The organism is Actinomyces oris (assembly GCF_001937665.1).
In the GTDB taxonomy this organism is placed as follows: Bacteria; Actinomycetota; Actinomycetes; order Actinomycetales; family Actinomycetaceae; genus Actinomyces; species Actinomyces stomatis.
Genome location: NZ_MSKL01000023.1, coordinates 1 through 10,819, shown reverse-complemented (window position 1 = coordinate 10,819; position 10,819 = coordinate 1). Strand labels below are relative to the sequence as shown.

Genomic DNA, 10,819 nt, shown 5'->3' with positions numbered 1-10,819 from the left:
CCCGTGTAGAGGATGGCGTTGTCGAACTCCAGGCCCATGGGCACCACGACGTGCTCCAGCGCCGAGACCGACCTGCCGGTGTTGATGACCAGGAGGTTGCCGGCCGCCCGCCACCGGGCCATGGCCTCGCGGTCGCGCAGCGAGATCGTCCCGTTGAAGACGATGGTGCCGTCCAGATCGGTGGAGATGAGCCTGCGTGGCATGGGAGTCCTTTCCGTTCAGGTCCCGGGGGATGTCGGTCGCCTCGGAGTCGTCGGTCTGCGCCTCACGAGCCGCCTAGGAGACGTCGAGGACTTGAGTCTTCACCTTGCGGGCCTTCTTGGCCTGCTTCTTGGCCTGCTTCTTGGGCTGGCGCTCCTGGCGTTCCTGGCGCTCGCGGGCCCACTGGGCGTAGCCGTGAAGGAGGCTGCGTGAGTCGGGGGTGAGGATCTTGTTGTCCTTGAGCAGTCCCTCGGCGTGCTGGGTCATGGACCGCAGGTACTCGGGGTTGCGGGTGAGCTCGTACTGGCGCTCGGCCTCCTCCAGGTCACGGACCTCACGGCGCACCTGCCGCTCGATCACGGCCCGTCCTCCCATGAGGAGGATGGCCACGAGCAGGAACGGGATCGAGGCGATCCCCCGGGTGACGGGGTAGAGGATGCAGGCGATGACCATGAGCCAGGTGACGTACCTGCCCATGGAGTGGGTGTACTCGCGCCGGCGGTCATCCTCCCCGGAGGCCCCGCCGGCCTCGGTGGCCCCGGCGTCGGTCTGGCTGTTCTCACTCATGCTCGGTCACGCTGGTTCCTTGCTGCTGGGGCGGGGACGACGTCGGAACGGGGCGGGTGCCGACCGAGCCCGGAAGGGGCCTCGCACCCCAACCGAACCGGTCGCTTATGCCTCACCTCACACTACAGGACGGTGACCCCGGTTCCTCGCGGGGCCTCACACTCGGGGCACGTTGCGCTCGAGCTCGGCCAGCCAGGCGGTCGCGGCGGCGTCGGAGGGCATGCGCCAGTCGCCGCGGGGGGACAACGAGCCGCCGGCGACCACCTTGGGCCCGTTGGGCAGGGTGGAGCGCTTGAACTGGTTGGTGAAGAAGCGCCGGTGGAACAGCTCGAGCCAGCGACGGATCTCAGGGAGGTCGTAGGCGACCCTCTCCGTCGGCGGCAGTCCCTCGGGCCAGTCCCCGGCCTCCGCGTCCGCCCACGCCTTGTGCGCCAGGAAGGCGATGCGGCTGGGGCGAGAGCCGCGGCGCAGCACGTGCCACAGGGTGAAGTCCTGCAGGGCGTAGGGGCCGATCTTGGCCTGGGTCGACTGGATGGCGCCGCCGGCCTCGGCCGGGACCAGCTCGGGGCTGATCTCGGTGTCCAGGATGGACAGCAGTGTGCGCCCGACGGCGTCGTCGAACAGCTTCTCGGCGACCACCCAGCGGATGAGGTGCTGGATGAGGGTCTTGGGGATGCCGGCGTTGACGCCGTAGTGGGCCATCTGGTCGCCCACCCCGAAGGTGCACCAGCCCAGGGCGAGCTCGGAGAGGTCCCCGGTGCCCAGGACGATGCCGCCGCGGTGGTTGGCGATGCGGAAGAGGAAGTCGGTGCGCAGCCCCGCCTGGATGTTCTCGAAGGTGACGTTGTAGAGCTCGCGCTCGCTCACCCCCTCGGGCAGGACCCCGGTGCGGGCGTACTCGCCGTAGGGGTGGCCCATCTCGGTGAGCATCTGGGTGGCGGTGGCCCGGATATCGAGCTCCTCGAAGGTGCAGCCCAGGCCGACGGCGAGGTCCTCGGCGTTGCGGCGCGTGCCGGCGCTCGTGGCGAAGCCGGGCATGGTGATGGCGTGGATGTCCGAGCGCGGCCGTCCCAGGCGGTCCATGGCGCGGGCGGCGACGATGAGGGCGTGGGTGGAGTCCAGGCCCCCGCTGACGCCGATGACGATCTTGGGGTTGCCGATGGCTCCCAGGCGCTGGACGAGGGCGGCCACCTGGATGTTGTAGGCCTCGTAGCAGTCCTGAGCGAGGCGGGCCGGGTCGTCGGGCACGAAGGGGAAGCGGTCCACGCGGCGGCGCAGGCCGATGTCCGCGCGCGGGGCGGCCAGGTCGGCGGCGCTGATCCGGATGCGCCGGAAGGCCGCCGGGTCGGTGAAGATGGTGGCCGCGGCCGGGGCGCCGGCGACCGGGGGGCTCAGGGTGCGGGCGTTGTCGGCGAAGGTCCCCTGGCGCAGGCGCTCGGCGCGCAGGCCCTCGATGTCGACGTCGACGACGGTGGCGCGCGGCCCGTCGGGGAAGCGCTCGGTGGAGCCGAGCAGCTCCCCGTTCTCGTAGACGAGGGTCTGACCGTCCCAGGCCAGGTCAGTGGAGGACTCGCCCTGACCGGCGGCGGCGTAGACGTAGGCGGCCAGGCCCCGGGCCGACGACGAGCGGGCCAGCAGCTCACGGTCCTCGGCCCGCCCCACCGTGATGGGTGAGCCGGAGAGGTTGACCAGGACCGTCGCCCCGGCCAGCGCCGCCACGGAGGAGGGCGGGACGGGCACCCACATGTCCTCGCAGATCTCGACGTGGAAGGTCAGGCCGGGGACGTCGTCGACCTCGAACAGGAGGTTCGCCCCGAAGGGGACCCGGGCTACCGGCTCGACGCCGTCGACGCCGCCAGTGCTCTCGGCACTGGAGCCGTAACCGTTGTGCACGCCGGGCAGCTCGATGCTCTCCACCCCGGCGGGCAGGGCGTCACCGGGGGCGAAGTGCCGCTTCTCGTAGAACTCCCGGTAGGTGGGCAGGTAGGACTTGGGGGCGACGCCGCGCACCCGTCCGCCCTGGATGACCAGGGCGCAGTTGTAGAGGCGGTCGCCCAGGCGCAGGGGCGCGCCGACGACGAGGGCGGTCAGGAGGTCGGCGCTGGCGGCACGCAGGGTCTCGATGGCGGTGAGCACGTCGGACAGGAGAACGTCGGACAGGAGGAGGTCGTCGATGGCGTAGCCGGTCAGGCACAGCTCGGGGAAGGCGGCCAGGCAGACACCGTCGTCGGCCAGGGTCCGGGCCTGCTCGATGATGGCGGCGGCGTTGGCGGCCGGGTCGACGGGCACCACTGGGAGGGTGACGGCGGCGACGCGGGCGAAGCCCTGGTCGTAGGCGGACAGGAACTCGATATCGGTCGCAGGAGCAGTCACGGTGTCGGTCACGGCTCGATCCTCCCATCGACGGCGCCTTCCCGCGAGACCGCCGCCCTCGTGTCACGGCCGGAGTGGGCACTCGGCGCGTCATGACGCACCCGCCCAGCAACACACTGCGCCCGCCGCGTCACCCGTGGAACCGGGGGTGACGAGGCGGGCGCAGCCCCGATCAGTCAGTACTGGGCGGGGGCGGGCTCGTCGAGCATGAGGCACCAGGCGCCGACGTAGACCAGGAACATGGGGCCGGGCAGGAAGCTGGCCAGGATCACCCCGACGCGCACCGCGGTCACGGGCATGCCCCAGGCCTCGGCCAGGCCCCCGCAGACGCCGCCGAGAATGCGGTGCTCACGGGAACGACGGGGCAGGGAGGACCGAAAGCGGGAGAACTCGCCCGACCTGCCGGAGGAGGCGCCCTCACCCTCGGATCGGGTGGACTGACTGAACTGACCGGGGTACTGCTGCTGCGTCATGTCCGCAAGTCTGGGCGACAAGGACTGTCCCCCACCATCGGGGAGCACCCTGAGATGTCCCCGATGTTTCTCGAGGCCCGCCCTGACCGCCCGCTCGCCCCGATGGGGCCGCGGCGTTCATCCCGGCTCTCCCGTGCAGGTGGGCCGACGCGGGAGGCGGGCCCCATATGCGCCGCGCACCACCGCCGAAGTCCACCTGAGCACCGGCGCATGCGACCGTTAGGCTGGTTGACGTGACTACGGCCTCCTCCCCCGGTTTCACGGTGCGCGCTGTCCTGTGGGACATGGACGGCACTCTCATGGACTCCCAGCCCTTCTGGGACGAGGCCTTCATCCACCACTGCCAGGCCCTGGGCGGAGACTCGCGCCCCGAGCTCGTCGCCCAGATGACGGGAGCCTCGATCCGTCAGGCCCGCGAGCTCATCGCCGCCACCGGCGCCACCCGCTCCTGGGACGATCCGGCCACGCAGGAGACCTTCGAGGCGATCGCGCACGACGTCGAGGCATCCGTGAGCGCCGCCCCTCCCCTGCTGCCCGGGGCGCTGCGGATCACCTCGGCACTGTCGGAGGTGGGACTGGCCCAGGCGATCGTCTCGGCCTCACCGCGCCGGATCGTCGAGAAGGTGGCCTCCGCGCTCGGCAACGTCTTCGCCGTCCTGGTCTCGGGTGACGACGGCGTCGGGGCCAAGCCCGATCCGTTGCCCTACGCCACGGCGGTCGAGCGCCTCGACCTGCGCCCCGAGGACTGCGTCGTCGTCGAGGACTCCCCGACGGGGGCGGCCTCGGCCCGGAGCAACGGGATCCACGTCGTGCAGATCGGGGCGACCAAGCACTTCCCGGCCGACCCCGGACTCGTCGTCGTCCCGGACCTGGCGTCGATCACCCCGCACCTGCTGCTGTGGGCGCAGCGCTGAAGCGGGCCGACGCGGGGCAGGACATCCGCTCACGACCGGCGCCCGCACATAGGACCGGCCCGGGAACACGAGGTTCCCGAGCCGGATGGGATGAATAGGGATTCTGATGAGGATGCGTTGAGGGGCCGAGCGCGGTGCGACGCGGCGCCTCAGACCGTCAGGCGGCCTTGGGCCGCTGAGGGGTCTCCGGGGTCTCCTGGACCTCCCACTGACTGCGCAGGCAGTCGGCGTAGAGGCGGATCTCCGCCACCAGGTCAGTGGACAGGGCCTCCGCGGCGGCCGTCCCGGGCGTCGTCGAGCACAGCCACTGCAGCTGGAGGCCATCGATGAGCGCGACCAGGCTGCGCGCCACGAGACGCGAGGGCATCTGCGGGTCCACGAGCCCGGCGGTCTTGCCGGCCTCGAAGCTGGACTCGAACCGCTCGACGGCGCCGTTGAGGTGGTTGGCCATCCACCGGTGCGCGGGGTGCTCGGCGTCGAGGACCGAGACCGCTGTCGCGGTGTAGATCGCCGTGAGGTCCCGGTGGGCGACGTTGCGCTCGAGCAGCTCGATGTAGCGCTCCAGCAGGGCCCAGGGGTTGCCGTCGAGGTCGGCGACGCCGGCAACCTCGAGGGTGTCCAGGTTGCCGACGGTGTCGACGGGGACCTCGGTGGCATCGTCATCGACGGCCGGCGACTCCACGAGAATGCTCAGGGCGTCCTCTCGGTCACGACGCTCCAGCACCTTGGCGAAGAGCTCGTCCTTGGAGGAGAAGTGGTGCAGCAGTCCTGCTTTGGAAATGTCCGCCGCATTGGCGATGTCGGCCAGGGAGGTGCCGGCATACCCGTGCTCTCCGAAGAGAACCACGGCTTCGTTGAGGATGCGTGCTCGCTTGTCCTCGCTGCCCGCTCGGGGGCGCCCGGGTCCGCGCCGCCTAGCCGGGGCAGCTTGGGGCGAAGTCGGGGTACTGACAGTGTTCATGGCCGAATCATGGCACCTTCCAGTAAGGGAATTGCAAGGCAGAAAGGCCCTCTTCGGAATAATCCGCTCAAGTGTGACCTCTATGTGCCCTCCCCGTGACGTGAGTGACGACTTGGTCTCGGTTTTTACACAATTAACCGGCTCCTACCAGCACAGAGTTCTTCGACCGCACGGTCTGTTGTGGCTACTGGGTTTGCCGGCCACCACTCCTCTCCGTTAACGTCCAGAACTTCTTATGACTTCACCCAGGTTCGCACGGCAGCGCCACAGTGATCACAGTTCTGTAACACTTACGAGAATCTTGTTTCCGGTTCAAATACCGACCGTGAATCTCTCCGGCCGCGAGTCACGCCCGGCCCGCCCCGGAGAGAGCCGACACCACGCGTGCGGGGTCACCACCACCCCTCAGGACATGGCGCCGCGTGTGACCTTGAGCGCGCGGCCGCCCTCCCGACGGGTTGGTCGGGTGCGCACCCCTACGATGGTCGTATGCGCCCCTCGACCCCGCAGCCGCCGCGGCGCCCCTCCCGCCCCGGCAGCGCCCCGTCGTCGGCATCTGGACGCCGTCGGACTTCCGCCGGTCATCGACGCAACCCGGCCGGCCAGCACTCCACGCATCGTCGTTCATCGGGCGCCCCCGATCCCTCCAGCCGGCGAGCCCTCGCCATCGATCGCCGAGAGCGGCGACGCCGACGCTCTCGCAACCGAGTCCTCTACGGCACGTCCTTCGTCGTAGCACTGGCCCTGATCGTTGTCGGCCTGCGAGTCTGGGGGCTCCACCCCGGTTTCGCCCTGCCGTTGAGCCCCTCCGCCAGGACATCGACGACGCCGGCGAAGGCCGCTGCCCCGTCCTCCGCCCGGGCGTCCGCCAGCCGTACGGCCTCGCCATCACCGTCGGCCACCTCCTCCGCCTCACCGACACCGTCGGCCTCGGCGCTCCCGTCCCCACGACTGGACGCCGAGGGCTTCGCGCACTCCGGAGCCGTCGGCAACGGCACCTGGACGATCGCGCCGGCCGTGCCCGTCTCCCAGCCCGCGGCCGCAACCGTCTACCGCTACGTGCTGCGGGTCGAGGGTGGCACACACGTCGACGCCGCGGCGGCGGCCCCCATCGTGGAGCGAATCCTCAATGACAAGCGTGGCTGGTCCACCGCGCAGAACACGTCCTTCCAGCCGGTGGCCGACCCCGCCGCGGCGGACTTCACCCTCAACATCGCCACGCCGCCCAGCGCCGACGCCCTGTGCTCGCCGCTGGACACCGGAGGCATGTGGAACTGCCGCAACGCGAACAACGTGGTCATCAACTCCGACCGCTGGAACTGGGGCGCCGTCACCTTCCCCGACGTCGACTCCTACCGCACCTACGTCACCAACCACGAGGTGGGTCACTTCCTCGGGCACGAGCACGAGTTCTGCGCCGGGGCCGGCCTCAAGGCCCCGCTCATGGCCCAGCAGAGCCATGACCTGGCCGGCGGCTGCGTGTACAACGCCTGGCCCACCGAGGACAACAAGCCCGGCTGAGGCGCACGACGACGCCGACAGCGCGAGGGGGCGGGCCCACCACTCAGGTGGGCCCGCCCCCTCGTCACTGGCCCGTCACTGGCCCGTCGCGGCCACTGGCTCAGTCGGTCGTCTCAGTCGGCGGGCCGGGCTCAGGCCGGCGATGCCGCCGAGGACGCGGACGGCAGGTGCGCCTCGCCCTCGGCCCGCAGCGTGAGCCCGTCGGAGCCATCGACCTTGTCGACGACGACCTTCTGCCCGTCGAGGACCTCCCCGGCCAGCAGCATGCGGGCCAGACGGTCGCCGATCTCGCGCTGGACGAGGCGGCGCAGCGGCCGGGCCCCGTAGGCGGGGTCGTAGCCCTCGTCGGCCAGCCAGCTGCGGGCGGCGTCGGTGACCTCCAGGCTCAGGCGCCGGTCCGTCAGGCGCCGGGCGATGCGGGCCAGCTGGATCCCGACGATCTCGCCCAGCTCCTCCTTGGAGAGGGCCTCGAAGACGATGATGTCGTCGAGGCGGTTGAGGAACTCCGGCTTGAAGGAGGCCTGGACCACGCTCATGACCTCATTGCGCTTCTCCTCGGGGCTGGTGAGCGGGTCGGTGAGGAACTGGCTGCCCAGGTTCGAGGTGAGCACGAGGATGACGTTGCGGAAGTCGACCGTGCGTCCCTGGCCGTCGGTGAGGCGGCCGTCGTCGAGCACCTGCAGAAGGATGTCGAAGATCTCGGGGTGGGCCTTCTCAACCTCGTCGAGCAGGACCACGGAGTAGGGCCGACGCCGCACGGCCTCGGTGAGCTGGCCGCCCTCCTCGTAGCCGACGTACCCGGGAGGAGCACCCACGAGGCGCGCCACGGAGTGCTTCTCGGAGTACTCGGACATGTCGATGCGCACGATGGCGCGCTCGTCGTCGAAGAGGAACTCGGCCAGGGCCTTGGCCAGCTCGGTCTTGCCCACGCCCGTGGGGCCCAGGAAGAGGAAGGAGCCGGTGGGGCGGTCGGGGTCGGAGATGCCGGCCCGCGAGCGGCGCACCGCGTCGGCCACGGCGGCCACGGCGGCCTTCTGCCCGATGAGCCGCTCACCGATGACCTCCTCCATGGTCAGGAGCTTCTCGGTCTCCCCCTGGAGGAGCCGGCCCACGGGGATGCCGGTCCAGGAGCCCACGACCTCGGCGATCTCGGGGGCGCCGACCTTCTCGGCGATCATCGGCTCGCCGGCGGCCTCCTCAGCGGCGTCGTCGGCGGCCTCGGCCTCGCGGATCTGACGCTCCAGGGCGGGCATGTCGCCGTAGCGCAGGCGGCCGGCCTCCTCGAAGTCGCCCTCGCGCTCGGCCAGGTCGGCGCGGGTGCGCATCTCGTCCAGGGCGGCGCGCAGCTCACCGACCTTGTTGTGGCCGGCCTTCTCGGCCTCCCAGCGAGCGTTGAGCGAGGCCAGCTCCTCCGAGGCGTCGGCCAGCTCGGCGCGCAGGCGCTCCAGGCGCTCGACGTCGGCGGGGTCGGCCGTGGAGACGTCCTCGATGGACTCGTCCAGGTAGGCCTCCTCCATGCGCATGCGGTCCACGCGGCGGCGCAGCTCGTCGATCTCGACGGGGCTGGAGTCGAGCTCCATGCGCAGCCGGGAGGCGGCCTCGTCGACCAGGTCGATGGCCTTGTCGGGCAGCTGGCGGCCGGTGATGTAGCGGTCGGAGAGGGCCGCTGCCGCCACGAGGGCGCCGTCGGAGATGGTCACCTGGTGGTGGGCCTCGTACTTGGGGGCGATACCGCGCAGGATGGCGACGGTGTCCTCGACGCTGGGCTCACCGACGAAGACCTGCTGGAAGCGGCGCTCCAGAGCGGGGTCCTTCTCGATGTTCTCGCGGTACTCGTCCAGGGTGGTGGCGCCCACCATGCGCAGCTCGCCGCGGGCCAGCATGGGCTTGAGCATGTTGCCGGCGTCCATGGCGCCCTCGGAGCCGCCGCCGGCACCGACGACGGTGTGCAGCTCGTCGATGAAGGTGATGACCTCGCCGTCGGAGTCCTTGATCTCCTTGAGGACCGCCTTGAGGCGCTCCTCGAACTCGCCGCGGTACTTGGCGCCGGCCACCATCCCGGACAGGTCCAGGGCGATGAGGCGCTTGCCGCGCAGGGACTCGGGGACGTCGCCGGCGACGATGCGCTGGGCCAGCCCCTCGACGACGGCGGTCTTACCGACGCCGGGCTCGCCGATGAGGACGGGGTTGTTCTTGGTACGCCGGGACAGGACCTGCACGACGCGGCGGATCTCGGCGTCACGGCCGATGACCGGGTCGAGGCGCCCCTCCCGGGCGGCCTCGGTGAGGTCGGTGCCGTACTTCTCGAGGGTCTTGTAGGTGCCCTCGGGGTTGGCGGAGGTGACCCGCGAGGAGCCGCGGACCTGGGGCAGGGCCTCGATGAGGGCCTCCGGGGTGGCACCGGCGTCGGCCAGGATGCGGGCCACGGTGGGGGCGGAGCCGGAGGCGTCGCCCTTGGCCAGACCGATGAGCAGGTGCTCGGTGGAGATGTACTCGTCAGACAGCTCCTTGGCGACCGTCGAGGCGGCCTCCAGGGCGGCCAGCAGGGAGCGCGAGGGCTGAGGCTGGGTCATGGAGGAGCCCGAGGAGGCGGGCAGCTGGGTCAGGATGCGGCGCGCGGAGGCGCCGACGGCCTGGCGGGCCGCGGTGTCGGGGCAGACGGCGGCCAGGAGTCCGGCGGCGACGCCGTCGGGCTGGGAGAGGAGCTCAACGAGCAGGTGCGCGGGCTCGATCTGGGGGTTGCCGGCCGCGGCGGCGGCCTGCATGGCCCCGGAGATCGCCTCCTGCGACTTGGTGGTGTAGTTGGTGTCCATACGGATCTCCTTCGAGAGGTGGTCACGTGTTACGTCTTCTGGTCACCACAACCTTCGCAGAGTTGAGTCTATTCCACTCAACTTCCAGGAACGGCAGTGACGTGGGCTACTCCTCGGGTCGTTATCGCCAGAATCCCACCGGCCATCTCGGCCGCCCACGACATGCCAGCCGACCACTTGAAACACCACTGTCAGACGACGCCGCTATGGTCGCGTCACGATCACGCCCTCACCTCGGAGACATCATGAGAACCACGCGCGCCGCCTTGGCCCTGGCCACCCTTCTCATCCTGGCAGGCTGCTCGCAGGGCAGCCCCTCATCGACGGGATCGGCCACAGCAACCGGCCCGGCCGGCGCGGCCGCAGCGACGTCGTCGAGCGGGGCCGGCGCAGCCGCGCAGCCCAGCACGAGCACCTCCGGCAGCGCCGCCCCCTCCATCCCGGCAGGCCACCAGGCGATCACCGCACCAACCTCCGGCCTCACCTTCGCGGTCCCCGAGGACTGGCAGGACATCAACGCCCTTCCCGAGGCCCAGAAGGCGCTCCTCGCCCGGGCCCAGGGGCAGGATCCCTCGGCCCTCTCCCAGCGCCTCAGCGGCACCGACGCCTTCTACGGCCGGTTCTCACAGAACGGCGGCACGTCCTTCAGCAGCGCCGCGGTCGCCAAGGAGGCCGAGGCCTCGTCGACGCCCCCGTCCCAGGAGAGCCTGGACGAGACCATCACCCGGCAGGGCGGCACGCCGACGGGCTACTCCACCAAGCAGTCCACCTACGGGCAGGCCGCCGTCGACACCTCGACCGCGCAGGTTCAGGGCGTCCAGACAGCAGGCGCGGTCGTCGCCCTTCCGACGTCGTCGGGCACCTACGTGCGCGTCGCCGTGACGGCCGGTAGCGCCGAGGAGGTCGACACCATCGTGTCCACCATCCTCACGACGGCCCATTGAGGGACGGTCCGGCACCTCACGCCCTCCCCTCAACCGCCGGTAGGGCCGTAAT

9 protein-coding genes are annotated in these 10,819 nt (G+C 70.8%); 3 read left to right on the top strand and 6 right to left on the bottom strand.

Features of this window, described 5'->3' with window-relative positions; translation table 11 throughout:
- The 4 genes from BKH28_RS13840 to BKH28_RS08875 all read right to left on the bottom strand — a co-directional run.
- Positions 1-203: HAD family hydrolase (locus BKH28_RS13840; RefSeq protein WP_256695590.1), on the bottom strand; the 203-nt coding region annotated here is incomplete at its 3' end.
- Between the two features lie 73 nt (positions 204-276).
- The gene (locus BKH28_RS08885; protein WP_075418465.1) at positions 277-768 is read right to left on the bottom strand and encodes a hypothetical protein; all 492 of its coding nucleotides are present in this window, start codon (positions 766-768) and stop codon (positions 277-279) included.
- Positions 769-924: 156 nt separating this feature from the next.
- The gene (locus BKH28_RS08880; protein WP_075418464.1) at positions 925-3,153 is read right to left on the bottom strand and encodes an NAD(+) synthase; all 2,229 of its coding nucleotides are present in this window, start codon (positions 3,151-3,153) and stop codon (positions 925-927) included.
- A gap of 164 nt (positions 3,154-3,317) precedes the next feature.
- The gene (locus BKH28_RS08875; protein WP_075418463.1) at positions 3,318-3,614 is read right to left on the bottom strand and encodes a PspC domain-containing protein; all 297 of its coding nucleotides are present in this window, start codon (positions 3,612-3,614) and stop codon (positions 3,318-3,320) included.
- Between the two features lie 233 nt (positions 3,615-3,847).
- Here BKH28_RS08875 and BKH28_RS08870 point away from each other — a divergent pair, with 233 nt between their 5' ends.
- Positions 3,848-4,528, top strand: a complete 681-nt coding sequence (locus BKH28_RS08870) for an HAD family hydrolase (RefSeq protein WP_075418462.1) — start codon at positions 3,848-3,850, stop codon at positions 4,526-4,528.
- Positions 4,529-4,685: 157 nt separating this feature from the next.
- Here the strand turns inward: BKH28_RS08870 and BKH28_RS08865 are convergent, their stop codons facing one another.
- A complete protein-coding gene (locus tag BKH28_RS08865; protein ID WP_256695586.1) occupies positions 4,686-5,489 on the bottom strand; it encodes a TetR/AcrR family transcriptional regulator in 804 nt (267 codons plus the stop codon).
- A gap of 489 nt (positions 5,490-5,978) precedes the next feature.
- Between BKH28_RS08865 and BKH28_RS08860 the strand changes: the two genes are divergently transcribed.
- On the top strand, positions 5,979-7,010 hold the full coding sequence (locus BKH28_RS08860) for a DUF3152 domain-containing protein (protein ID WP_075418460.1): 1,032 nt from the start codon (positions 5,979-5,981) through the stop codon (positions 7,008-7,010).
- Positions 7,011-7,141: 131 nt separating this feature from the next.
- Here the strand turns inward: BKH28_RS08860 and clpB are convergent, their stop codons facing one another.
- Positions 7,142-9,823, bottom strand: a complete 2,682-nt coding sequence (gene clpB, locus BKH28_RS08855; RefSeq protein WP_075418459.1) for an ATP-dependent chaperone ClpB — start codon at positions 9,821-9,823, stop codon at positions 7,142-7,144.
- 245 nt (positions 9,824-10,068) lie between these two features.
- On the opposite strand from clpB, the gene BKH28_RS08850 reads away from it, so the two are divergent.
- Positions 10,069-10,767 carry a hypothetical protein gene (locus tag BKH28_RS08850; RefSeq protein ID WP_075418458.1) on the top strand — a complete coding sequence of 233 codons (699 nt, stop codon included), beginning with the start codon at positions 10,069-10,071 and terminating at the stop codon, positions 10,765-10,767.
- The last annotated feature ends 52 nt before the right edge of the window (positions 10,768-10,819 follow it).